Below are 24467 nucleotides of genomic sequence, written 5' to 3'. Positions count from 1 at the left end.
TATGAAATAAAGTCTACGCAGAAGGAGGTGGGAAGGTATTGTTAGATAAAGTGTTACGCTTTTTTATCACAGTTTTAATGGCAATTGGTGGTCTTGCTTTGATGCAGTTAGCAAACCCATTGCTTTCTTTTTTGATCAGTGCTGAATTTCTGAGATTGGACATGGGTCTTTTCGGCATGACAATGACAAATCTTTTGTCTATTTTACTTGGTGGTATCATAGGTGGTGTAACAGGTTTTCTTATTTCACCTTATTTGGTGAAAAAATTGTTAACATTTTCTTTATGGGTGGAATTACAATTAAATAAAATGCCAATTCACGATGTGATTGCAGGTGCTTGTGGATTAGCAATTGGACTTATTATTGCAAATTTATTAGGCTCGGCATTTTCTCAAATTCCAATCGTAGGAAATTATATACCGGTTGTTTTCAGTATAGTTTTAGGATATCTTGGTATCCATATTACCATTGAAAAACGAGATGAAATTACAGCTCTCTTTGATTTTATCCCTAAACTTGTAAAAGACAGGACTAGGGAAAAAGACATTATCAAGGAAGAACCTGTTATAGATCCGTTATATAAACTTTTGGATACAAGTGTTATTATTGATGGACGTATTGCAGATATTTGTAAAAGTGGATTTATTGAAGGGACCTTATTGATTCCTGTTTTTGTCTTGGAAGAGTTGCAGCATATCGCAGATTCTTCTGATTTACTCAAACGTACTCGAGGCCGCCGTGGCTTGGATGTTTTGAAACGCATTCAGACAGAGTTTGATATGTTTGTTAAAATTGATAATCATGATTTTGATGATATTACTGAAGTAGATTCTAAGCTGGTAAAGCTTGGACAGCTTGTTGGGGCAAAAATTATTACGAACGATTATAATTTGAATAAAGTTGCTGAACTTCAAGGGGTATCCGTACTTAATATCAATGAATTATCAAATGCTGTAAAGCCTGTGGTTATTCCAGGCGAGGATATGGTAGTTAATGTTGTTAAAGATGGCAAGGAAAATGGACAAGGGGTTGCTTATCTGGATGACGGTACGATGATTGTTGTAGAAGGCGGTAAAAAGCATATGGGCGAAACAATTGAAGTCATCGTAACATCCGTTCTTCAAACAGCAGCTGGCCGTATGATATTTGCTAAACCGAAAGCAGCATAAGAATGTATTTTTAAAAACTCTGGGCACTATGATTTTTAAAATTAAAAAGAATGAAAATGCTGCGGGTAACCGCAGCATTTTTTTTGAAATGATTATTTTTTTACCTATATTGATAAAATTATTGACGGTGATGTGGTTTTGCTTTCAATTAGCAACTTACATGTAGTATGATAAAGAAAAATAAATTATTGAGTATTTATAGGAGCGTAATTTTATGGTAACTGCAATTTTCCCCGCTGCTGGGCAGGGTAAAAGAATGAAAGCCAGCGTCAATAAAGTTTTTTTAGAACTTATGGGGAAGCCTATTTTAGTACATACGCTGTTAGCTTTTTCGCGTTGTGATGCAATTGACAATCTAATTGTTGTCGTGGGGGCGGATGAAGTAACTTTCATCAAAGCGCTATTAGCGACAGTGCCTGGACTGAAACCTTATAAAGTTATAGCGGGCAGCACGGAACGACAATATTCCATTTTTAATGGATTAGCTCAGCTAAACCCGGCGACGGATGTCGTATTAGTCCATGATGGAGCAAGGCCGCTTGTGAGCTGTCAGATAATCAGTGCTGTGGTTGAAGAAGCTAGAAAAAGCGGTGCAGCGATTGCAGCAGTACCTGCGAAAGATACAATCAAAATAGTGGATAAGGGTGATTTGGTTGAGGCAACTCCAGATCGTCAATCTTTATGGACCGTACAGACACCACAGGGCTTTAAAAAGGACGTTATCGTCAAAGCATATCAACAGGCAGCGAATGATGAATTTTTAGGTACAGATGATTCAAGTCTGGTTGAACGGATTGGTGTACGAGTCAAGGTCGTTCAGGGTGATTACAGCAATATAAAAGTAACGACACCGGAAGATCTATTGATTGCTGAAGCTTTTATGCGAGACGGTGTGGTTGCGAAGGTGGTAAGCCGCGTGTCCTCGTCTGTTTCAGGAGTCGTGTCTAACGTGAAAGAAAAAATTTTTAGAAAGAGGTAATATGATGATTCGATTTGGTATGGGCTATGATGTGCATAAATTAGTAGGAGGGCGTAAGCTGATTTTAGGTGGTGTTGAGATAGAGCATACGGTAGGGCTTTTAGGGCATTCGGACGCGGACGTGCTGTTACATGCGATTGCAGATGCATTGCTGGGAGCAGCGGCACTTGGCGACATCGGTCGTCATTTTCCGGATTCGGATGATGCCTATAAAGGAATTTCGAGCCTTATTTTATTAGAGCATGTGCGGGATTTACTGCTTGAAAAAAAATATGAGATTGGCAATGTTGATGCAACGATTGTAGCTCAAAAACCGAAAGTAGCTCCTTTTATTTTACAAATGAATGAAAATATAGCAATGGCATTACGAATCGCGATCGACCAGGTCAATGTGAAAGCAACAACTGAAGAAGGATTGGGATTCACGGGGACAGAACAGGGAATTTCAGCCTATGCTGTCGTAGGGATTGAAAAGAAATAATGTTTGTATGAGAAACGGATTTCTGCTACAATATAATTTACACAAAGATTTTTGGAGGGAATGCTAGATGTCAGAACAAATCAGGGTTCGGTTTGCGCCAAGTCCAACCGGTCCATTTCATATCGGTGGCGCCCGCAGCGCTTTATTTAACTGGTTATTGGCTCGGAAATATAAAGATGGAAAATTGATTTTGCGAGTAGAAGATACGGATAGAGCACGTTCGACGAAAGAGTCAGAAGAAAATATAAAAGAAGCTCTCAAGTGGCTGGGGCTTACATGGGATGAAGGAATTGATGTTGGGGGCGAATATGGCCCATATCGTCAAACGGAGCGGCTTCATCTTTATCAGGAGTTTACGGATAAGCTTATTGCGGAAGATAAAGCATACTATTGTTACTGCACTGAAACTGAAATAGAGGCAGAACGTGAAGCGCTTCGTGCAGAAAATAAAATGCCAATTTATCAAGGTCATTGTCGTAATTTGACAGCGGAGCAAAGAGCGCAATATGAAGCGGAAGGCAGAAAACCTGTTGTTCGGTTCAGAACGCCGGAAAATCAGCAAGTTATGTTTAAAGATCTTGTTCGCGGGCAAATGTGTTTCGAATCGAATGGAATCGGTGATTTTGTTATTGTGAAAGCCGATGGGATGCCGGTTTATAATTATGCAGTAGTTCTCGATGATGCACTGATGAAGATTTCTCATGTGATCAGGGCAGAAGAACATTTGTCAAATACACCACGTCAGGTTGTATTGTTTGAGGCTTTGAATTTACCAGTGCCGATTTTCGGTCATATTTCTTTGATTTTAGGTAAAGATCATAGCAAGATGAGTAAACGCCATGGTGCTACGTCAGTGGATCAATATAGAAAATTAGGTTACTTACCAGAAGCTTTGGTGAATTTTTTAGCACTGCTGGGTTGGGCTCCGCAGGACGAAAAAGAAATTTTTTCAGCGGAAGAATTAATAGAAGCATTTTCCATGGATCGTGTAGCGAAGAATCCGGCTGTGTTTGATATTGATAAATTAAATTGGATCAATGCTCATTATATTAAGCAAGCGAAACCGGAAAAAATTACAATGCTTGCTATTCCTCATCTTGTAGAAAAAGGTTATATTAAAGGTCCGCTTACCGATGTTGAAATGGCAAAATTAGTATCCTTTGTTGCTGTGATTCAAGACCATTTGAGCTTTGCTGCACAGGTTGTTAATTTTGCTGATATTTTCTTTAAAGATGATGTTCTGATTGAAAGTGACGAAGCCAGGGAAACATTACTCGATGAAACGACACCAGCGGTGATTAATTTATTTAAAGATAAATTAAAAGCATTAGAAGTGGTGGATGCGAAAGCCATTAAACCAATTTTTAAAGTGATTACCAAAGAGCTTAAAGTTGGTGGACAAAAAGTGTATATGCCGCTGCGTGTGGCTTTGACTGGTCAGATGCATGGGCCTGATCTGGTGGGTCTTGTTGAAGTTTTGGGCCGTGATAAAGTAATCAAACGCATTGAGGAAACGATGATGCGGGTAAAATAAATAAAGCTATGATTGGGAGAGTAGACGAGAAATCTTCCTCAGAGAGGCGTTGCAATAGCTGTGAGCAATGCTGGAAAGAATCCTCGTTGAAGTGCACCCGGGAGCTGTGTGGCTGAACTTGATAGAAGTAGGTTATACCGTAAGCAGGCGTTAACTGTATTGAGCGAGATGATTTTTGTATCATCTAAACAGAGTGGAACCACGAACCAGCGTCTCTGCATAGAGACGCTGGTTTTTTATGCTTGAAAGGAGGTCTTTTTATGGTTTTTTTTGCAAGATTAAGAAAAGATATTCGTGTAGTTTTTGAACGCGATCCGGCGGCGCGCAGTGTTTTTGAAGTCGTTCTGTGTTACCAAGGCCTTCATGCGATTTGGCTCCACCGCATATCACATTTTTTATATCAAAAAGGATGGGTGCTTCTCCCACGAATGATTTCGAATTTTGGCCGATTTTTAACTGGTATTGAAATTCACCCAGGAGCAACAATTGGTGAAGGTTTATTCATTGACCATGGTACAGGCATCGTCATAGGCGAAACCGCTGAACTTGGCAAAAATGTTACTTTGTATCAAGGTGTGACACTAGGCGGCACAGGGAAAGAAAAAGGAAAAAGGCATCCGACGATCGGCAACAATGTGGTTGTTGCTTCCGGGGCCAAAGTATTGGGCTCTTTTTATGTTGGTGATCATGCTAAAATAGGAGCAGGATCCGTTGTTTTAAAAGAAGTGCCAGCTTATGCGACGGTAGTTGGAATCCCCGGGAAAGTTGTATTAATGCATGGTAAACGAGTTAAAACCAAAGCGGAATTGGAACGAGATGGCAGAATAACGGTAGACAAAGATATCCAGGAAATTGAAGATGAAAAAGATGTGGATTTAGCGCATGGAAATCTGCCGGATCCAGATTCTGAAATGCTGCTATGTATGCTGCGAAGCATACAACGATTGGAAGAGAAGGTTAATAAGCTGGAAAAGGAGCTTGGTGATAAAAATGTTAAAAGTTTATAATACGCTGACGAAACAAAAAGATGAATTCAAACCATTTAAAAAAGGCGAAATTAGTATCTATGTTTGTGGGGTAACGCCATATAATCATCCTCATATTGGCAATGCAAGGCCTTTTGTGACCTGGGATGTTATCAAACGATATTTGAAAAAATGCGGTTATCATGTAAAACATGTCCAAAATTTTACGGATATTGATGATAAAATCATTCGTACAGCAAATAGTGAAGGTGTAAAATGGTCTGATATATCCACACGTTATATTGATGCCTATTTTGAAGTGATGGATAAGCTGAATGTGCAGCGTGCGGATGTATATCCGAAAGTATCGGAACATATTCCTGATATTCTTGCTATGATTCAAACATTGGTTGATAAAGGTTATGCATATCCAATGGATGGAGATGTATATTTTAGTGTGGAAAAATTTGCTGGATATGGAAAACTTAGCGGTCGAAAATTAGATGATATGCAGGCAGGCGCTCGTGTTGAAGTAGATGACCGTAAACAAAATCCCATGGATTTTGCCTTATGGAAAGCAGCGAAAACAGGTGAACCAGCTTGGGAGAGTCCTTGGGGAAGCGGCAGACCTGGCTGGCATATTGAATGTTCTACAATGTCTCTAAAATATTTAGGGGAAACCTTTGATTTTCATGGCGGCGGCAGTGACTTAATTTTTCCACACCATGAAAATGAAATAGCCCAGTCACAAGCTTGCTGTGGGCATGATGATAGTTTTGCTCATTACTGGCTGCATAATGGTTTTATTACGATCAATCAGGAAAAAATGAGTAAATCACTCAATAACTTCTTTACAGTAAAAGATATACTCGAGAAATATCCAGCGGAGGTACTGCGGTTCTTTATTATTGAAACACATTACCGGAGTCCGCTTGATTTTAGTGATGAACGTTTGAAAGAATCACAAACTAGTCTGAATCGACTCAATACAGCAATGGAAAATGTTTATGAATTGGAAAAACAAAAATCAGGGCAAGTAAGTGCAGCATCAAAAGCTTTAGTCGATGCGGCCTTGCAGGCCCAAAAAGATTTTTATGAATCAATGGATGATGATTTTAATACGGCTCTGGCGCTTAGCTATATGTTTGCACTGGCAAAAGAAATTAATATATACTATCATGCAGTGACAACTGGTGAAATTGAACATGCAGCTTCGGATTTTGCACAGGCGGAAGCCGTGTATGAAGATATGGCTGATATTTTAGGAATTTTAGTTGCTGATGGGTCTAAAATCGCCGAAGAAGATACTGGCATGGTTGAAGATTTGATGAAGCTGATCATTGAACTTCGCCAACAGGCACGCGTATCGAAAGACTGGACCACTGCTGATAAGATTCGTGATGACTTAAAAGCGATTGGGGTTACACTGGAAGATTCTCCGACGGGTATAAGGTGGAAAAAGTAATGAAGTTTGATCATTTTAAAGTTCTTGTAGATTCAATGTTTATGTCGGATGATGATGGCAATGTGAAACAGCGCTATCAAGAAGTTGATCCTAAAATGCTCAATCCATTGGTACTTGCTTACATTGGTGATGCCTATTTTCATTTGTTTGTTCGTGGTAAACTTTTGGGCTATGAACAAAATAAAGTACAAATATTACATCAATTCAGTGCTCAGATTGTTTCGGCTGTATGGCAGTCCAGAGCATTTCATGGGATTGAAGATATACTTACCGAGGGCGAAAAAAATGTTTTTCGTCGTGGGCGTAATGCAAAAAGCAATGTTCCTAAAAGTGCCAGTGTGGCTGAATATCGTGCGAGTACTGGCTTTGAGGCATTGCTTGGGACGTTGTATTTAAACGAAGAACATGAACGTTTGTATATGATTGCAGAAAAATCTTTTGAGATTATATCAAAAGCTATGTTGGAACATGTGAATACTAAGTAGTAAGGTGGCAATAAGATGATAAAAGTGAAGTTGATACAATATACAAAAGATCCTGAACGTGTTGTGGCTATGGCGGCAAGACTGTGTTATTCACCGATCGGTGCCGAAGAACTAGCAGAGAAAATGTCGGATGCCCAGGTTGAAAAACTTGTAGATAAGATTGTAAGTCTGGGGCATGCCTCTACATTGGAACATGTGAGCTTTACCTTTGCAATTGAGGGTGTATCGAGAGTTTTGACGCATCAACTGGTGCGTCACAGAATAGCATCATATTCTCAGCAGTCACAGCGTTATGTCAGTGAACACGATTTTGAATATATAGTACCACCTACGGTTTCCTCTACTCCGGGTGCTCAGGCTAAGTTTGATGCCCTTATGGAACAGATTCGCGTGGTGTATGATGAACTTGTAGGGTTGGGTGTGCATAAAGAAGATGCTCGCTATGTTTTGGCCAATGCCGCAGAAACGAAAATTGTCGCAACGTTTAATGCAAGATCCTTGCAGAACTTTTTTGCGCTTCGCTGTTGTAATCGGGCTCATTGGGAAATTCGTGAACTTGCGGATAAAATGGTGAAACAAGTTAAACACGTAGCACCACTTTTATTTAAAAATGCGGGTGCATCTTGTGTGGCAACGGGGCATTGTCCCGAAGGCAGTATGACTTGTGGAAAGCTTGCTGAAATGCTTAAACTTCGTGATCTATAGGAAGAAGCCGCAGCTGCGGCTTTTTTTCTCATTAAAAATAAGGTATATTATATATAGTTATATAGGAGCTAAGTGAATAAAAAGACCATCATGATATTTTAGAAAAGAGGCAGTATATGGGCAGCGAAAATAAAAAAAACTATTTGTCAACACGCAGCGAAGCAAAAAAAAGAGAAAATAACAGGTTTGGCGAAAAACGGAATAAAGAAGAAATTCGTCCAGAAAAAGATACGCCGCAGGGCTTATCTGATGAAATTATCATTGGCCGCAATGCGGTAACAGAAGCTCTTCGCAGTGGGCGTTCTATTAATAAAATTCTTGTAGCGAGCGGTGATCGCCAAGGGTCTATTAAAGAAGTGATTGCAATTGCTATTGAAAATGGCGTAATGCTGCAAGAGGTTGATATTAGGAAAATTGAAGAATTGGCACAGGGACTTCGTCACCAAGGTGTTCTCGCTTATACATCACCAGTTGATTATGTTGAGATAGAAGACATTTTGCAGCGGGCTGCGGAGGCAAATGAACCACCGTTTATCGTTTTATTGGATGAATTAGAAGACCCACATAATTTAGGAGCCATACTTCGTACGGCTGATGCCGCAGGTGTCCATGGTGTACTTATTCCAAAACGCCGGAGCTGCCCGCTTTCCGCTACCGTAGCGAAAACTTCAGCTGGGGCGGTTGAATATGTTCCTGTTGCAAGAATTGGCAATGTGGTTCAGACAATCAAGGATTTAAAAAAACAGGGGTTATGGGTTGTAGGGGCTGATATGGCTGGTGAAAAAAATTATTATGATGCAGAACTTACAGGAGCGTTGGTTTTAATTATTGGCAATGAGGGAAAAGGGATTAGCCGTTTAACAAAAGAAAACTGTGATTTTCTTGTCAAACTGCCAATGCGTGGAACGATCAATTCATTGAACGCTTCGGTTGCGGGGTCAATTTTGATGTATGAATCAATGAAACAGCGTATGGTAAAGAATAACTGATCTGGTAGGATATATTTACTGCTATACAGTGGCTTTAGAGTAGTACAGAAAACATTGGGATAAAATGGAATCTGTATATAGGAGTAAAAATCAAATGAAGAGAGTTAAACGGGAGCATTTTATTATTGATGGCTACAATGTTGTGAATGCCTGGCCAGAGCTTATTGCTTTGCGAGACAGTTTAGAACATGCGAGAGATCGTTTGGTTTCTGACCTGATTGAATATGGTGAATTTCAGCATTATGATATTACAATTGTTTTCGATGCACTATTTACCGCACAAGGTTCTTCTTATGAAAAAATAAATGAACATTTGGATGTGATTTATACAGATGCTGGCGAAACAGCAGACAGTTATATCGAAAAACTGGCTTATGATTTAGTGAGAGAGGGAAAGGAAGTACATGTTGTAACATCCGATGGGATAGAACAGTCGGTGATTTTAGGGGCTGGGGCATATCGTATGCCATCACTGGAAATGAGAAAAGCAGTTTTGGCGGCCAAGAAGAAAATTCGTGACGAATATACGGAAAATCCTCTTTCGATGGCTGGGCGGCGTGAGCTTAGCGGCAGAATTGATGATGAAACAGCACGGAAGCTGGATCAAATTCGAAAAAATCGCAATTAATGTAGGATTATTGGCTAATCAGGCTTACTAGGCTTGACTATGCTGGTCGCCTAAGGTATAATTTGCATGAATAACAAATAATAATTCCTAGGAGCGCTATGGAGCGTTTTCTTTTTTTTCATAAGCTGGAAATGTATTATTTACAGCTGAATCATCTGGTTTTATAATCCGAGTCATTGATTGAAAAAGAGCGCAGGAGCGCAGTTTAAAATTTAATAAGGCTTGGGGGAGGTGGTGCGATGAGAATTAATACGCAGGAACCAGCAGAACCAGTTAATGAGTTTGCCCATTTGACAGATGAAGAAATTGTTGCTGAAATTAAAGAAACTCATACGACTATCGCACTGGATTATCTAATTAATAAGTATCGCAATTTTGTACGAGCTAAAGCGCGTTCTTATTTTTTGATTGGTGCGGATAGAGAAGATATTATTCAAGAAGGAATGATTGGCTTATATAAAGCGATACGAGATTTTCGTAATGATAAGTTGTCTTCATTTCGTGCTTTTGCTGAATTGTGTGTCACACGGCAGATTATTACAGCAATAAAAACGGCGACAAGGCAGAAACATATCCCACTCAATTCTTATGTTTCACTCAATAAACCAATTTATGATGAAGATTCCGATCGTACTTTACTGGATGTATTATCAGGGTCGAAAATATCAGATCCTGAAGAATTGGTTATTAGTCGAGAAGAATTTTTGGATATTGAATCCAAAATGGAGCAGATCTTGAGTGACTTAGAGTGGAAAGTATTGATGGCATATCTTGATGGAAAGTCATACCAAGAAATAGCTGTGGAGCTTGATAGGCACGTTAAGTCTATTGATAATGCTTTGCAACGCGTTAAAAGAAAATTAGAACGATATTTAGACAATCGTGAAGATACAGATGTGAACAGTATGTATAATGGATTAAGTTCTATCAATAAACGTTTGCATGGATTCGGTGATGGTCTGAAATCAAATTGACAAAAAGCACTTCTTTAAAGAGAGGTGCTTTTCTTTATAGTAAGATGCAGAGGAGTGTCGATATAACTTGAACTAAAACCTTGGATCATATTATTTATATATTTATCACAATTTTCAATAAAATGAAGGATAATAACCATGGGAAGAAGAATAAAGAACTAAATATATAAGGCCAATATATTCATTTAAACAGGTATAAAAACAAAAGGAACTATGTCTTGATGAGGGGGAATTCAGGATGGTCAATTCAGTTAAAAATGTGGTTGCAATTGTTTGCGGGGGCGGACCAGCACCTGGGATAAACAGCGTAATCAGTTCGGTAACGCTAGAAGCCAAAAAACATGGCTGGGATGTATTGGGGATTTATGATGGATTTTCCCGTCTGGCTAAAGGTGAAAAGAAATTTATAAATTTAACATATGATGATGTTAGCAGGATTCATTTGACTGGTGGATGTATATTACAAATGTCACGGTTCAATCCTACGAAAAAGGAAGCGGATTTGAAAAAAGTTGTTGATACTTTGACGGAGCTTGGTGTGACTCATTTGGTTACGATTGGCGGTGATGATACGGCTTTTAGCTCTGCTAAAGTAGCCGAATATGCTAAATCTTGCGGTAGAACAATCAATGTAGTTCATGTTCCGAAGACGATTGACAATGATTTGCCATTACCACCGGGCCTGCCAACCTTTGGCTTTGAAACAGCCAGAGCTATGGGGACGATGGAGATTGAAAATCTCATGGAAGATGCCAGGACAACGAATAATCGGTGGTATTTTGTGATTGCAATGGGGCGGACGGCTGGTCACTTGGCACTTGGGATGGGAAGATCAGCCGGTGCTATTATCACCATTATTCCAGAAGAGTTTGAAAAACCGAAAATTAGATTACAGCAGGTTGTCGATTTACTTGTCAGTTCGATGGTGAAGCGTTATTTAACTGGAAGAAATTATGGCGTTGCAGTCATCGCTGAAGGTGTTTTGGAAAAAATTGCTACCGAAGATTTTGCATTGCTAGGGGAGATTTGTCTTGATGAACATGGACATATTCGCTATTCAGAACTTGATTTTGGTGAAATGCTCAAAAAAACTGTATCGGCTGCTATGCAAAAAATTGGTATGAAAGTTACTGTTGTTGATAAAGAAATTGGGTATGAACTTCGTTGTGCTCCGCCGATTTCCTATGACATTGATTATACTAGATCATTGGGATATGAAGCTGTCCAATTTTTACTGGGCGGTGGGACAGGTGCAATGATCGCATTACAAGAAAATGAAGCAGTGCCGCTTTATTTTGAAGACTTAAAAGATCCAAAAACCGGAAAAACAAGAGTTCGTCGCGTACAGATTAATTCTATCAACTATAAGATTGCCAGGGGATTTATGCTGAGATTGGAGAAAGAAGATCTCGAAGATCCGGGCATTGCAAACGCTTATAAAATGAATGTGAATGATTTTAAAAAACGCTATCAGTATTTATTTAATTGATACTAAAAAGCCGCTGCAGCAGCAAGAAAACTACAACGGCTTTTTATTTTTGAAATTATATGATAAAAAAGCTTTACAAAAGATTTAGAGTATGATATCATTATTTCTTGTCAGCCAAGTGATTGTAAAAAATTATTTGGGAGTGAATATCGCGGGGTGGAGCAGTTGGTAGCTCGTCGGGCTCATAACCCGAAGGTCACAAGTTCGAGTCTTGTCCCCGCAACCAAAAATAATAAATAGTTGACGTGGAGTAAACGTTGATGTAAAATATATATTGTTATTAACGCTGGTGTAGCTCAATTGGTAGAGCAGCTGACTTGTAATCAGCAGGTTGGGAGTTCAAGTCTTCTTGCCAGCTCCATAAAGAAAATGGGTAGGTGCCCGAGTGGTTAAAGGGAGCAGACTGTAAATCTGCCAACTTCGGTTTACGATGGTTCGAATCCATCCCTGCCCACCATTTTCAATATAATTTTTACCGCGGGGTGGAGCAGTTGGTAGCTCGTCGGGCTCATAACCCGAAGGTCACAAGTTCGAGTCTTGTCCCCGCAACCAATTTTTAGTAATGATCGCTGATGTAGCTCAGTCGGTAGAGCGTATCCTTGGTAAGGATAAGGTCACCGGTTCAATCCCGGTCATTAGCTCCATAATATGGCGGCGTAGCTCAGTTGGCTAGAGCATGCGGTTCATACCCGCAGTGTCCGGAGTTCGAATCTCTGCGCCGCCACCAACTTGATAGATGAACCCCTGAGATGGGGTTTTTATTTATGTTAGCTACAGTATAAATGCTACGATGTGAAGTGTCATGATGGATTAGAGATAATCACAAATTGTTGTGGATAAGTTATTGACAGCAAGTTTTAATTATGATAAATTATATTAGTGACATTTTGAATGTAGTATATTTACAGGTAAGGGGTGCATAAAATGCGCAATGCAGTTACATTGGCCTGTACTGAATGCAAGCAACGCAACTATCAGACCAATAAAAACAAGAAAAATGACCCGGATAGATTAGAATTTAATAAATACTGCAAATTCTGTAAAAAACATACTTTACACAAAGAAACGAAATAATTTATTTCTATTTTGTAGGGGCATGGCTCAACTGGTAGAGTAGTGGTCTCCAAAACCATTGGTTGTGGGTTCAAGTCCTACTGCCCCTGCCAAAAAATTTGTGTTTTTTATGATGCAGTATGTTACGGGGATGTGAAGAATTTGGCTGAAGAAGAATCCTCAGCGGTTCAGGACAATGGTTCACGTTTTAATCTGAAAGGATTTTTAGGTGGAGTAAAGGCTGAATTAAAAAAAGTATCATGGCCAGACAAAAAGGAGCTTGCTTCTTATACAGGTGTTGTACTTATTGCAGTTGTATTTGTCTGTGCGTTAATCTGGATATGTGATACTGTCTTTGCAAAAATGCTCGAAATCATTCTAAGATAAGGCGGCTGGGAGGTGAGGGACGAGGAAGACGTCCCTTAGCGATGGAATCAGAAAAAAAATGGTATGTAATTCATACGTATTCCGGTTATGAAAACAAAGTAAAAGCTAATCTTGAACGTAAAGTTCATTCTATGGACATGGAAGATGAAATCTTTCGCGTAGTTGTTCCAATGGAAGATGAAGTTGAACATAAAGATGGCAAGAAAAAAATAACCAAGAAAAAAGTTTTCCCTGGATATGCATTAGTAGAAATGATCGTAAGTGATCGTTCTTGGTATGTTGTTCGCAATACGCCGGGTGTTACAGGGTTTGTTGGTTCCGGAACAAAACCTATTCCGCTTACGGATGCTGAAGTAAAACGTATTCTAAAATCTATGGGAATCGAAGAGCTTAGACCGACAATAGATATTGAAATTGGTCAGGCTGTTCACATTAATTCGGGAGCATTTGAAAATTTTGCTGCCACAGTAACTGAAGTAGATCCGGAAAAGGGCAAGCTCAAAGTTCTTGTTAATATGTTCGGGCGTGAAACTCCAGTTGAACTTGATTTTGAGCAAGTAGAAAAAATCTAATATATATCTTTATTTAAGGAGGTGTAAATAACATGGCTAAAAAAGTTGTTAAACTTGTAAAATTACAAGTATTAGCTGGTAAAGCTACTCCAGCTCCTCCGGTAGGTCCTGCTTTGGGTCAGGCTGGGGTTAACATCATGGCTTTTGTTAAAGAATTTAACGAAAGAACTGCTAAACAAGGCGGTTTAATCATTCCAGTTGAAATTACAGTATTTGAGGATAGATCTTTCTCGTTTGTTACGAAGACTCCTCCAGCTGCTGTTCTTTTAAAGAAAGCTGCTGGTTTAGAAAAAGCTTCTGGTGAACCTAACAAAGTAAAAGTTGCTAAATTGCCTCGTGCAAAAGCAAGAGAAATTGCTGAAAGCAAAATGCAAGATTTAAATGCTGCTGATATCGAAGCTGCAACTCGCATGATCGAAGGTACAGCTCGCAGTATGGGTATTGAAATCGTTGACTAATTCTTAGTCCGATGCTATACTCGTGGGAGGTACACACCGTTATTACCACGAAAGGGGAATTATTTTATATGGCTAAATTTGGTAAGAAATATCAAGAAGCTGCTAAGCTTATTGAAGATAAATTATACGATGCTAACGAAGCAATCGAACTTGTTAAAAAAACAGCTACAGCTAAATTCGATGAAACAATCGAAGTTTCTGTAAGATTAGGTGTAGATCCTAAGTATGCTGATCAGCAGGTACGTGGTGCAATAGTATTGCCACATGGTACAGGCAAATCCAAACGCGTTTTAGTGTTTGCTAAAGGTGACAAAGTTGCAGAAGCAGAAGCTGCCGGTGCAGATTTTGTTGGTTCTGATGAACTTGTTACAAAAATTCAGGGAGGCTGGAGCGACTTTGATGTTGCAGTAGCTACTCCTGATATGATGGGTACAGTAGGTCGTTTAGGTAAAATTTTGGGACCTAAAGGCTTAATGCCAAATCCAAAACTGGGAACAGTTACTATGGATCTTACCCGTGCAATTAATGAAATTAAGGCAGGTAAAATCGAATACCGTACTGATAAAGCGGGGAATATCCATTCTCCTATTGGTAAGGCTTCATTCGACGCTGATAAATTATTTGATAATTATCAGACCTTGATTGATACATTGGTTAAAGTTAGACCAGCAGCAGCCAAAGGCCAGTATATACGCAGCATTACTGTGAGCGCAACTATGGGCCCTGGTGTGCAGGTTACTACGTTAAAAACTTCCGGCAAATAAAATAGAGTATATCAATAATGTGTGTTATCATTATTGGGCTGTAGACAGCAGGTGCACTTTTCGTGTATAATGGAGAAATCCGCCTGCCGAGGTCGGAGTTTTGACGTGGCTTTTGCCACTGCGACCTCTGGTCTTCTCGGCTAGAGGTCGTTTTTAAGTTGTTTTTATATACGAGAGGAGGTGTAGTTCATGGCTGTAACTTCAGCAAAACAAGCGATTGTCGCTGATTTAAAAGAAAAACTCAGTACTGCTAAAGGTGCTGTTTTAACTAGTTATAGTGGATTAACTGTTGCTCAGGATACACAGCTTCGTCGCAAATTACGTGAAGCAGGTGTTTCTTATAATGTAGTGAAAAACACAATGACACGTATTGCCGCTAAAGAAGTTGGTCTTGATGGTTTAACTGAATATTTAGAAGGTACTACAGCATTAGCTGTATCATTTGATGACGCAGTTGCCCCAGCAAAAGTAATTTCTGAGTTTATTAAAGCAAATAAACTTGATCAAGAAAAAAAATTAGAAGTCAAAGCTGGTCTGGTAGAAGGTCAGGTTATTGATGCCGCAGGTGTCAAAGCTCTTGCTTCTTTACCATCCCGCGAAGTGCTTATCGCACAGGTGCTCGCTGGTATGCAATCCCCGATTGCAGGTCTGGTCAATGTATTGCAAGGTACGATTCGCAATGCTGTATATGTGCTTGACGCAGTTCGTCAACAGAAAGAATCCGCATAACGCGTATTTTCTTGTATGAGGATAAATTTAAAAAATAAAAGTTAAATATAATTTGGAGGTATTTTTAAATGACTAAAGTAGAAATTATGGAAGCTATCGAGAACATGACTGTTCTTGAATTGTCCGAATTAGTAAAAGATATGGAAGAAAAATTTGGCGTGTCTGCTGCTGCTCCTGTAGCTGTAGCTGCTGCTCCTACAGCTGGTGCTGCTGAAGAAGAAAAATCAGAATTTGATGTTATTTTGACTAGTGCTGGTGGCAGCAAAATCAATGTAATCAAAGCAGTTCGTGAAGTTACTGGTCTTGGCTTAAAAGAAGCTAAAGAATTAGTGGATGGCGCTCCTAAAGCTATTAAAGAAAAAATTTCCAAAGCTGACGCTGACGCTCTTAAAGCAAAATTAGAAGAAGCTGGCGCATCTGCAGAAGTTAAATAATTTTAACTCTAAGTAAGATTCGTATTTAGTATTAAAATTAAAGAGTACCTGTGTTGGTACTCTTTAATTTTTATCATAGATCAACAAAAAAATATTGACATTTATATACAAATGTGATAGTATTTCTTACTACAGATGTATAATTCAATATTTATTATACAAAAGAAATGCGATTGACTACCGCAGAAAAGATGTAATATGAAGTATAACGGCATACGGATTAAAAAGAATGAAAATGGAATACGATGGAAGATGAAAAAAATTTTTCATCAATAAAACAAGCAAGGTTTAAAAAAGGAAAACGGCCTTGCTTTTTAGTGTTTCATCATTCTTTTTCATGTCTGTTTAAGGTGTGTCTGAGTCAAAATTGGGCTAAGGGGTGAAGGATTTAATGTTCAATCCTGTTCCGGTAGGCAAAAGAATCAGGTATAGCTATGCGAAAATCAAAGAAGTCATGGATATGCCTCATCTTCTGGATATTCAAAGAAACTCCTATGAGTGGTTTTTAAAAGAAGGTTTGCAGGAAATTTTTCATGATATTTCACCAATTCAAGATTTCACAGGTAATTTAATATTATCTTTTGAAAGCTTTACATTGGGTGATCCGAAGTATGATATCGATGAATGCAAAGAACGAGATGTAACTTTCTCTGCACCACTTCGGGTAAATGTTCGTTTAATTAATCGTGAAACAGGCGAAATTAAAGAACAAGAAGTTTTTATGGGTGATTTTCCACTCATGACCGAAACCGGTACGTTCATTATCAATGGTGCTGAACGTGTAATTGTAAGCCAGTTGGTACGTTCTCCAGGAGCGTATTATGGCGAAACAATCGATGCTACCGGTAAAAAATTATACAATGCTACCGTAATTCCAAATCGTGGGGCATGGCTCGAATTAGAGACCGATGCGAATGATGTAATTTCAGTAAGAATTGACAGGACTCGTAAATTGCCTGTAACTGTGTTGATTCGTGCTTTAGGTTATGGATCTAATGCAGCTATTTCAGAGCTGTTTGACGATGATGTTCGTGTTAGAGCGACCATGGAACGTGATAATACGGAATCCAAAGAAGAAGCTTTGGTGGAAATTTACAAAAGGCTCCGCCCAGGTGAACCACCAACTGTAGATAATGCAAAACAGTTATTAGAATCGCTGTTTTTTGATCCAAAACGTTATGATCTTGCTACAGTGGGTCGTTATAAACTCACGAAAAAATTAGGTTGGAAACGTCGTTTACTTGGTAAAATACTGGTACAGCCTATTGTTGATAAAGAAACTGGCGAGATTATTCTGTCGGCTGATACGCTGATTGAAGAATCAATGCTGGAAAATATTGATGTAGCTGCAGAAACTGCAATTTTTGGTTCTGATAAGGCTATTGAAATCAAAGTACAGATAAAAGACGATAAAATAATGAAGATGATTTGTTCGCCGACGCTGGAATATCGTCATAGAACAATCACCAGAAGCGATATTATAGCTTCCATTAATTATTTATTAAACCTTATGGATGGCTATGGCAACACCGATGATATTGATCATTTAGGCAATCGTCGTGTGCGTTCTGTTGGGGAATTATTACAAAATCAATTTAGAATTGGTTTATCAAGAATGGAACGGGTTGTCAAAGAACGTATGACAATTCAAGATGTTGATGTAATTACTCCGCAGGCACTCATTAATATTCGTCCGGTTGTAGCTGCGATCAAAGAGTTTTTTGGATCAAGTCAGTTGTCACAGTTTATGGATCAGCATAACCCACTAAGTGAACTTACCCATAAACGCCGTTTGAGTGCACTTGGACCAGGTGGTTTGAGTCGTGAACGCGCTGGGTTTGAAGTTCGTGATGTTCATAATTCTCATTATGGACGTATGTGTCCAATTGAAACCCCGGAAGGTCCAAATATCGGTTTGATAGGCTCGCTTTCAACTTATGCACGAATCAATGAATTTGGTTTTATGGAAACACCATATCGTAAAGTTGATAAAGCACATCATAAAGTAACGGAAGAAGTTCGTTATTTGACGGCGGATGAAGAAGATGAACTCGTTATTGCGCAGGCCAATGAAAAGCTAACAGATGAAGATTGGTTTGCTGAAACGCGTGTTACATCACGTTATAACGAAGAAACTCTTTTAATGCCAAATGATCGTGTTGATTATATGGATGTATCGCCAAAACAGGTTGTATCGATTGCAACAGCAATGATTCCGTTTCTTGAAAATGATGATGCAAATCGTGCCTTAATGGGCGCGAACATGCAGCGTCAGGCAGTGCCACTGCTTCGTACACAGGCTCCACTCGTGGGGACTGGTATGGAATATAAGGCTGCCTGTGATTCGGGCGTTATGGTTCTGGCACGACGTGAAGGAACCGTTGAAAAAGTTACAGCAGATCAAATTCAAGTTCGCACAGATCATGGCGACCTTGATATCTATAAATTGCAGAAATATCTACGCTCAAATCAGGGAACTTGTATTAACCAGCTTCCAATTGTTTATAAGGGTGAACGCGTTTCTGTAAAACAACCAATCGCAGATGGTCCGGCTACCGATCATGGTGAACTTGCGTTAGGTTACAATATCGTAGTCGCATTTATGCCTTGGGAAGGGTATAACTACGAAGATGCTATTTTGCTTAGTGAAAAAATCGTCAAGGAAGATATCTACACTTCCATTCATATTGAAGAATATGAATGTGATGCTCGTGATACCAAACTTGGACCTGAAGAAATCACGCGCGACATTCCAAATGTAGCAGAAGAAGCACTACGCGATCTTGATGATCGTGGTATTATTTGTATTGGTGCAGAAGTACGTCCTGGCGATATACTTGTCGGCAAAGTGACACCAAAAGGTGAAACAGAACTTACAGCAGAAGAAAGACTGCTTCGTGCAATCTTTGGTGAAAAAGCTCGTGAAGTACGTGATACATCACTTCGTGTTCCACATGGTGAAGCTGGTAAGATTGTTGATGTCAAAGTATTTAGCCGCGAAAATAATGATGAATTGCCACCAGGTGTAAATCATCTTGTTCGTGTCTATATTGCCCAAAAACGTAAGATTTCTGTCGGTGATAAGATGGCGGGCCGTCATGGTAATAAAGGGGTTGTTTCACGTATTATGCGTGAAGAAGACATGCCATTTTTACCAGATGGAACACCAGTTAATATCGTCTTAAATCCACTTGGCGTACCATCGCGTATGAATATTGGACAGGTACTTGAAACACATTTGGGTATGGCTGTTCGTGCGCTTGGTATGCAAATTAAAGCAGGAGATCCAAATGTAGAATCCAGACTTCGTAAAATTGGTTATGATGTTGAAACAAATGGCATGCCAATCCCGGATGTTGCGGGTATTCACATTGCGACACCTGTATTTGATGGTGCGAAAGAAAATGAAGTATTTGATACACTTCGTGCAGCTGGTCTTCGTGATGATGGTAAAACGATTCTTTATGATGGTCGTACTGGAGAACCGTTTGATAATCCAGTTACGGTTGGTTGTGTGTACATGCTGAAACTGCATCATTTAGTTGATGATAAGATTCATGCACGTTCCACAGGTCCATACTCCTTAGTTACGCAGCAGCCACTTGGCGGTAAAGCTCAATTTGGTGGACAGCGTTTCGGGGAAATGGAAGTTTGGGCACTTGAAGCATATGGCGCAGCTTATACTCTACAGGAAATTTTGACGGTTAAGTCAGATGATGTTGTTGGACGTGTTAAGACCTATGAAGCCATTGTTAAGGGTGAAAATATTCCGGAACCAGGTGTGCCGGAATCCTTCAAAGTATTGATTAAAGAATTACAAAGTATTGGTCTTGATATCAAAGTTCTTTCTGAAGATGCACAAGAAATCATGATTAACGATGTTGATGAGGATATCAATGAAACTGCGAAAGAGCTTGATCTTGATGTGACTGCTGTTGCCCCAAGAAAACCACAGTTTGATGATAAACCAATTGAGGTTAATGTGAAGCATGAAGGTGCCTTATCAGAAAATGACACAGATATTATTGCTGAACTTGGTAACATGGATAGTGAACCTGAAGTTACAAAAGATGAGGCTAATAAAGATACAGAAGCTAAAGATACAGATGTTAAAAATATTAATGATCTAGTCGGTAACGACTTTGAAAAATAGAAGGGAGTGACACCCCCTTGTTGGATGTAAATAATTTTGATTCAATGCGTATTGGGCTCGCATCGCCAGAAAAGATTAGAGACTGGTCTTATGGCGAAGTAAAAAAACCGGAAACAATCAATTACCGTACATTGAAACCTGAACGAGATGGTCTGTTCTGTGAGAGAATTTTTGGACCAACACGTGACTGGGAATGTCATTGCGGTAAATATAAAAGAATACGTTATAAGGGCATTATTTGCGATCGTTGTGGTGTTGAAGTAACACGCTCCAAAGTTCGTCGTGAACGTATGGGTCATATTGAATTGGCAGCCCCAGTATCACATATATGGTACTTTAAAGGTATTCCAAGTCGTATGGGGTTGATTCTTGATGTTTCACCTCGTGCACTTGAAAAAGTACTATATTTTGCGTCTTATATCGTATTGGATCCAGCAGATACTCCTCTGATGAAAAAACAGCTTCTGACTGAAAATGAATACAGAGAACACCGTACTAAATATGGTGCTGCATTTAAAGTTGGCATGGGTGCTGAATCTGTTAAAAAACTTCTTGAGGAACTTGATCTTGATAAAATGAACATAGATCTTCGTCAAGAACTTAAAGAGGTAAGCGGACAGCGTAAAATCCGCGCGATCCGTCGACTTGAAGTCGTTGAAGCTTTCCGTAAGTCAGGCAATCATCCTTCATGGATGGTCATGGATGTTGTTCCGGTAATACCACCGGAACTTCGTCCAATGGTACAGCTTGATGGTGGTCGTTTTGCGACATCTGATTTAAATGACTTGTATCGTCGTGTAATCAACCGTAATAATCGTTTGAAACGTTTATTGGATCTTGGTGCACCGGATATTATTGTCCGCAATGAAAAACGTATGCTGCAAGAAGCTGTTGATGCATTGATTGATAATGGTCGCCGCGGTCGTCCTGTAACTGGACCGGGGAACAGACCACTTAAATCATTGAGTGACATGCTAAAGGGTAAACAAGGTCGTTTCCGTCAAAATCTATTGGGGAAACGTGTTGATTATTCTGGTCGTTCGGTTATCGTTGTTGGTCCAGAACTCAAGCTTCACCAGTGTGGTCTGCCAAAAGAAATGGCCCTTGAATTATTTAAGCCATTTGTTATGAAAAAACTTGTGAATGCAGGTTTAGCTCATAATATTAAATCAGCAAAACGCATGGTTGAACGAGTTCGTCCAGAAGTTTGGGATGTACTAGAAGAAGTTATCAAAGAACATCCAGTACTTTTGAATCGTGCCCCGACGCTTCATAGATTAGGGATACAGGCATTTGAACCAGTTCTTACAGAAGGGCGGGCGCTGAAATTGCATCCGCTTGCATGTACAGCTTATAATGCCGATTTTGATGGTGATCAGATGGCAATTCATTTGCCGCTGTCAGCTGAAGCACAAGCTGAAGCACGTGTTTTGATGCTTGCGGCTAATCATATTCTTGCACCAAAAGATGGTCGTCCGATTATCGTACCGACCCAGGATATGGTTCTAGGTTCTTATTATTTAACAATTGTAAGACCAGGGTCTTTAGGTCAGGGGAAAATCATGACCGGCATCAATGAAGCATTGCTTGCTTATCAGCAGAATGAATTATCTCTGCAAGCTGAAATTACAGTTCGTATTGATGGATATGGTTTGGTGAAAACAACACTTGGTCGTATGATTTTTAATGAAACACTTCCAGCGGAAATCCGCTATTATCATAAAGAAGCTGGTTCTGATCAATGGTGCCTCGGTATCTTGATGGATAAAAAGCAGCTTGGGCAGCTTGTTGCGAAATGTTATCGCCAATTTGGTGGTAGTAAGACAGCTACCGTAATTGACGATGTTAAAAACCTTGGTTATCATTATGCATGTATTGCTGGTATGACTGTGGCCATTTCAGATATTATCATCCCGCCGGAAAAGAAATCCATTTTGGCAGCAGCAGAAACCGAAGTAAACTTGATTGAACGTCAATTCAGTCGTGGTCTTATCACGGATGAAGAACGTTATAATAAAGTTATTACGCTTTGGACAAAAGCTACGGATGATGTAACCGAAGCCATGATGAAAAACATGGATCCGTTTAACCCGATTTATATGATGGCAGATTCTGGTGCTCGTGGTAACAAGCAACAGATGCGTCAGCTTGCCGGGATGCGTGGTCTCATGGCGGATCCATCTGGTAAAATCATCGATTTGCCAATCAAGGCAAATTTCCGTGAAGGTTTAACAGTATCGGACTATTTTATTTCCTCGCATGGTGCTCGTAAAGGTCTTGCCGATACAGCACTTAGAACAGCCGATTCTGGTTACTTGACACGTCGTCTTGTTGACGTTGCACAAGATGTAATCGTACGTGAAGATGACTGCGATATCGTAGGTATTAACCTTGTTCGTGAAAGAGCAAGACTAGCATCTTCCACGGTGAATGCGATTGCAGTTTTGAAAGATACATTGATGGGCCGTTTACTCGGAGCGGATGTTATTGATCCAAAAACCGGCAATATCTTGATTCCGGTTGATACAACCTTGGATGAAGCAGAACTCAAATTAATTGGTGAACATCATGTACCGGAAATTGTTGTTCGTGGTTCTTCGGTAACAACGGAAGCAACAATTAGTAATGCAATGGTTTCTGAGACAATCATTCTTGGTGCACCAGAAGAAAAAGTACGTATGGCTATTAAGAGATCAATGATTCGTGAAATGCTTGGGAAAAATACGACTGATTGTGTTTTAGATGCGGAAGGTAACGAAATTATTCCAGCTAATTCACCGCTTACAGAAGCATATATTGAAGCTGTACTGGGCAGTGATGCTAAGGAAGTTAAAGTGCGTAACAATAATATCCGTGGTATTGAAGTCGAAGCGATCAAAGAAGGAAACGGTGTAATCGAATCCCTTAAAGATCGTATCGTTGGCCGTGTACTTGCGGAAGATATTATCAATCTGGAAACGGGCGAAAAAGTCGCTTCACTGAATCAGAATATTGATGAAGAACTGGCTGATGAAATTTGTAAAGTACGTGAGCAAGTATCCATTCGTTCTGTACTTACTTGTAAATCTCAGTTTGGTGTATGTATCAAATGTTATGGACGTGATTTGGCAAATGCTACACAGGTTGATGTTGGAGAAGCAGTTGGTATTATCGCAGCTCAATCCATTGGTGAACCTGGTACACAACTTACAATGCGTACATTCCATACTGGTGGGGTTGCCGGGGATGATATTACACAAGGTTTGCCGCGTGTTGAAGAATTATTTGAAGCACGTAAACCAAAACATCATGCGGTCATTGTTGAAGTTGAAGGCCGTGTAGAAATCAAAGATACAAAAGGTATGCGAAAGATTACAGTCTTCCCGGAAGAAGGGGAAGAACGTTTATATCAGATTCCTTATGGCGCACGTATTGTTGTTAAAGAAGGAATGATGATTAAACCGGGGGATAAACTCACGGAAGGATCAATAAATCCGCATGATATTTTGCGTGTTTGTGGCCTGCGTGATACCCAGCGTTATCTCGTATATGAAGTACAAAAAGTTTATAAATCTCAGGGTGTTGAAATCAATGATAAACATATTGAAGTTATGGTACGCCAGATGCTTCATAAGGTTAAGATTGAAGAATCGGCAGATACTGGCTTCTTACCTGGTGAATTTGTTGATATTAATACCTTTGAAGTTGCAAATGCAAAAGCGATTGAAAACGGTGGAGAACCTTCCGTTGCCAGACCAATTCTCTTGGGAATTACAAAAGCATCGCTTGCTACGGATTCTTTCTTGTCGGCAGCATCGTTCCAGGAAACGACTCGTGTCTTGACGGATGCAGCAATTAAAGGCAAGGTTGATCCACTTATTGGTCTCAAAGAAAATGTTATTATTGGTAAACTGATCCCAGCAGGTACAGGGATGAGCCGTTATCGTAATATCAAAATTATTGAATCTGATATGGAATCAAAAACACAAGCAACTGAAATTTCAAAATAAAGCACAAAAAACCGAGCTGGTATCCATCAGCTCGGTTTTTTTATACTTGTTTTTATAAAAAAATG

Annotated in this window: 21 protein-coding genes, 7 tRNA genes and 2 other annotated features; all 28 genes read left to right on the top strand. The window is 39.6% G+C overall.

Going from position 1 to position 24467, the window contains the following annotated elements; translation table 11 throughout:
• Positions 1-38: 38 nt before the first annotated feature.
• The 28 genes from BMY14_RS08210 (at position 39) to rpoC (ending at position 24402) form a co-directional block, all read left to right on the top strand.
• Positions 39-1169, top strand: a complete 1131-nt coding sequence (locus tag BMY14_RS08210; RefSeq protein ID WP_019555287.1) for a PIN/TRAM domain-containing protein — start codon at positions 39-41, stop codon at positions 1167-1169.
• Positions 1170-1383: 214 nt separating this feature from the next.
• A complete protein-coding gene (gene ispD / locus BMY14_RS08205; RefSeq protein ID WP_091830764.1) occupies positions 1384-2148 on the top strand; it encodes a 2-C-methyl-D-erythritol 4-phosphate cytidylyltransferase in 765 nt (254 codons plus the stop codon).
• Positions 2149-2152: 4 nt separating this feature from the next.
• Entirely contained in the window at positions 2153-2629 is a 477-nt protein-coding gene (gene ispF / locus BMY14_RS08200; RefSeq protein WP_019555289.1) for a 2-C-methyl-D-erythritol 2,4-cyclodiphosphate synthase, read from the top strand.
• Positions 2630-2696: 67 nt separating this feature from the next.
• Positions 2697-4163, top strand: a complete 1467-nt coding sequence (gene gltX / locus BMY14_RS08195) for a glutamate--tRNA ligase (RefSeq protein WP_091830762.1) — start codon at positions 2697-2699, stop codon at positions 4161-4163.
• Positions 4163-4383 (top strand) — a binding site (T-box leader). It overlaps the preceding gene by 1 nt.
• 40 nt (positions 4384-4423) lie before the next feature.
• On the top strand, positions 4424-5170 hold the full coding sequence (gene cysE / locus BMY14_RS08190; RefSeq protein ID WP_019555291.1) for a serine O-acetyltransferase: 747 nt from the start codon (positions 4424-4426) through the stop codon (positions 5168-5170).
• A complete protein-coding gene (gene cysS, locus BMY14_RS08185) occupies positions 5154-6593 on the top strand; it encodes a cysteine--tRNA ligase (protein ID WP_091830761.1) in 1440 nt (479 codons plus the stop codon). The genes cysE and cysS overlap by 17 nt, the downstream gene beginning before the upstream one ends.
• Positions 6593-7078 (top strand): Mini-ribonuclease 3, encoded by a 486-nt coding sequence (locus BMY14_RS08180; protein ID WP_091830760.1) that lies wholly within the window; start codon positions 6593-6595, stop codon positions 7076-7078. Before cysS ends, BMY14_RS08180 begins: the two co-directional genes overlap by 1 nt.
• A 15-nt stretch (positions 7079-7093) precedes the next feature.
• The gene (gene thyX, locus BMY14_RS08175) at positions 7094-7783 is read left to right on the top strand and encodes an FAD-dependent thymidylate synthase (protein WP_091830758.1); all 690 of its coding nucleotides are present in this window, start codon (positions 7094-7096) and stop codon (positions 7781-7783) included.
• Between the two features lie 116 nt (positions 7784-7899).
• The gene (gene rlmB / locus BMY14_RS08170; RefSeq protein WP_245741321.1) at positions 7900-8772 is read left to right on the top strand and encodes a 23S rRNA (guanosine(2251)-2'-O)-methyltransferase RlmB; all 873 of its coding nucleotides are present in this window, start codon (positions 7900-7902) and stop codon (positions 8770-8772) included.
• A 94-nt stretch (positions 8773-8866) separates the two neighbouring features.
• Positions 8867-9400, top strand: coding sequence for an NYN domain-containing protein (locus BMY14_RS08165; protein ID WP_091830756.1), 534 nt, complete (start codon positions 8867-8869; stop codon positions 9398-9400).
• Between the two features lie 239 nt (positions 9401-9639).
• Positions 9640-10374, top strand: coding sequence for an RNA polymerase sporulation sigma factor SigH (gene sigH, locus BMY14_RS08160; RefSeq protein WP_019555297.1), 735 nt, complete (start codon positions 9640-9642; stop codon positions 10372-10374).
• A 238-nt stretch (positions 10375-10612) separates the two neighbouring features.
• The gene (gene pfp / locus BMY14_RS08155) at positions 10613-11863 is read left to right on the top strand and encodes a diphosphate--fructose-6-phosphate 1-phosphotransferase (RefSeq protein WP_019555298.1); all 1251 of its coding nucleotides are present in this window, start codon (positions 10613-10615) and stop codon (positions 11861-11863) included.
• A 150-nt stretch (positions 11864-12013) separates the two neighbouring features.
• Positions 12014-12089 (top strand) — tRNA-Met (locus BMY14_RS08150).
• 59 nt (positions 12090-12148) lie between these two features.
• Positions 12149-12224 (top strand) — tRNA-Thr (locus tag BMY14_RS08145).
• Between the two features lie 10 nt (positions 12225-12234).
• Positions 12235-12320, top strand: a tRNA-Tyr gene (locus tag BMY14_RS08140).
• Positions 12321-12339: 19 nt separating this feature from the next.
• Positions 12340-12415 (top strand) — tRNA-Met (locus BMY14_RS08135).
• 16 nt (positions 12416-12431) lie between these two features.
• Positions 12432-12507: transfer RNA gene (locus tag BMY14_RS08130), tRNA-Thr, on the top strand.
• Positions 12508-12513: 6 nt separating this feature from the next.
• Positions 12514-12590: transfer RNA gene (locus tag BMY14_RS08125), tRNA-Met, on the top strand.
• A 197-nt stretch (positions 12591-12787) separates the two neighbouring features.
• Entirely contained in the window at positions 12788-12937 is a 150-nt protein-coding gene (gene rpmG, locus BMY14_RS08120) for a 50S ribosomal protein L33 (protein ID WP_019555299.1), read from the top strand.
• Between the two features lie 16 nt (positions 12938-12953).
• Positions 12954-13029: transfer RNA gene (locus BMY14_RS08115), tRNA-Trp, on the top strand.
• 100 nt (positions 13030-13129) lie between these two features.
• Positions 13130-13303 (top strand): preprotein translocase subunit SecE, encoded by a 174-nt coding sequence (secE, locus tag BMY14_RS08110; protein ID WP_342741762.1) that lies wholly within the window; start codon positions 13130-13132, stop codon positions 13301-13303.
• Between the two features lie 41 nt (positions 13304-13344).
• Positions 13345-13875 (top strand): transcription termination/antitermination protein NusG, encoded by a 531-nt coding sequence (gene nusG, locus BMY14_RS08105; RefSeq protein ID WP_019555301.1) that lies wholly within the window; start codon positions 13345-13347, stop codon positions 13873-13875.
• Between the two features lie 32 nt (positions 13876-13907).
• The gene (gene rplK / locus BMY14_RS08100) at positions 13908-14333 is read left to right on the top strand and encodes a 50S ribosomal protein L11 (protein WP_019555302.1); all 426 of its coding nucleotides are present in this window, start codon (positions 13908-13910) and stop codon (positions 14331-14333) included.
• Positions 14334-14401: 68 nt separating this feature from the next.
• Positions 14402-15097, top strand: coding sequence for a 50S ribosomal protein L1 (rplA, locus tag BMY14_RS08095; RefSeq protein ID WP_019555303.1), 696 nt, complete (start codon positions 14402-14404; stop codon positions 15095-15097).
• A 20-nt stretch (positions 15098-15117) separates the two neighbouring features.
• Positions 15118-15262 (top strand) — a sequence feature (ribosomal protein L10 leader region).
• A gap of 24 nt (positions 15263-15286) precedes the next feature.
• Positions 15287-15826: a 50S ribosomal protein L10 gene (gene rplJ / locus BMY14_RS08090; RefSeq protein WP_019555304.1), complete on the top strand. Its 540-nt coding sequence runs from the start codon at positions 15287-15289 to the stop codon at positions 15824-15826.
• A 68-nt stretch (positions 15827-15894) separates the two neighbouring features.
• Positions 15895-16260: a 50S ribosomal protein L7/L12 gene (gene rplL / locus BMY14_RS08085; RefSeq protein WP_019555305.1), complete on the top strand. Its 366-nt coding sequence runs from the start codon at positions 15895-15897 to the stop codon at positions 16258-16260.
• A 391-nt stretch (positions 16261-16651) separates the two neighbouring features.
• Complete coding sequence (rpoB, locus tag BMY14_RS08080) at positions 16652-20413, top strand: DNA-directed RNA polymerase subunit beta (protein ID WP_019555306.1); 3762 nt, start codon at positions 16652-16654, stop codon at positions 20411-20413.
• Positions 20414-20430: 17 nt separating this feature from the next.
• Entirely contained in the window at positions 20431-24402 is a 3972-nt protein-coding gene (gene rpoC, locus BMY14_RS08075; RefSeq protein WP_091830752.1) for a DNA-directed RNA polymerase subunit beta', read from the top strand.
• The last annotated feature ends 65 nt before the right edge of the window (positions 24403-24467 follow it).

The organism is Propionispira arboris (assembly GCF_900109225.1).
Classification (GTDB): Bacteria; Bacillota; Negativicutes; order Selenomonadales; family Selenomonadaceae; genus Propionispira; species Propionispira arboris.
The sequence above is the reverse complement of the archived record's forward strand: the minus strand, read 5'-3'. Positions and strand labels throughout refer to the sequence as shown.

Coding starts and splice junctions, on each gene's coding strand:
- ispD (WP_091830764.1), top strand. CDS start 1,384: ATGGTAACTGCAATTTTCCCCGCTGCTGGGCAGGGTAAAAGAATGAAA.
- ispF (WP_019555289.1), top strand. CDS start 2,153: ATGATTCGATTTGGTATGGGCTATGATGTGCATAAATTAGTAGGAGGG.
- gltX (WP_091830762.1), top strand. CDS start 2,697: ATGTCAGAACAAATCAGGGTTCGGTTTGCGCCAAGTCCAACCGGTCCA.
- cysE (WP_019555291.1), top strand. CDS start 4,424: ATGGTTTTTTTTGCAAGATTAAGAAAAGATATTCGTGTAGTTTTTGAA.
- cysS (WP_091830761.1), top strand. CDS start 5,154: ATGTTAAAAGTTTATAATACGCTGACGAAACAAAAAGATGAATTCAAA.
- BMY14_RS08180 (WP_091830760.1), top strand. CDS start 6,593: ATGAAGTTTGATCATTTTAAAGTTCTTGTAGATTCAATGTTTATGTCG.
- thyX (WP_091830758.1), top strand. CDS start 7,094: ATGATAAAAGTGAAGTTGATACAATATACAAAAGATCCTGAACGTGTT.
- rlmB (WP_245741321.1), top strand. CDS start 7,900: ATGGGCAGCGAAAATAAAAAAAACTATTTGTCAACACGCAGCGAAGCA.
- BMY14_RS08165 (WP_091830756.1), top strand. CDS start 8,867: ATGAAGAGAGTTAAACGGGAGCATTTTATTATTGATGGCTACAATGTT.
- sigH (WP_019555297.1), top strand. CDS start 9,640: ATGAGAATTAATACGCAGGAACCAGCAGAACCAGTTAATGAGTTTGCC.
- pfp (WP_019555298.1), top strand. CDS start 10,613: ATGGTCAATTCAGTTAAAAATGTGGTTGCAATTGTTTGCGGGGGCGGA.
- rpmG (WP_019555299.1), top strand. CDS start 12,788: ATGCGCAATGCAGTTACATTGGCCTGTACTGAATGCAAGCAACGCAAC.
- nusG (WP_019555301.1), top strand. CDS start 13,345: ATGGAATCAGAAAAAAAATGGTATGTAATTCATACGTATTCCGGTTAT.
- rplK (WP_019555302.1), top strand. CDS start 13,908: ATGGCTAAAAAAGTTGTTAAACTTGTAAAATTACAAGTATTAGCTGGT.
- rplA (WP_019555303.1), top strand. CDS start 14,402: ATGGCTAAATTTGGTAAGAAATATCAAGAAGCTGCTAAGCTTATTGAA.
- rplJ (WP_019555304.1), top strand. CDS start 15,287: ATGGCTGTAACTTCAGCAAAACAAGCGATTGTCGCTGATTTAAAAGAA.
- rplL (WP_019555305.1), top strand. CDS start 15,895: ATGACTAAAGTAGAAATTATGGAAGCTATCGAGAACATGACTGTTCTT.
- rpoB (WP_019555306.1), top strand. CDS start 16,652: ATGTTCAATCCTGTTCCGGTAGGCAAAAGAATCAGGTATAGCTATGCG.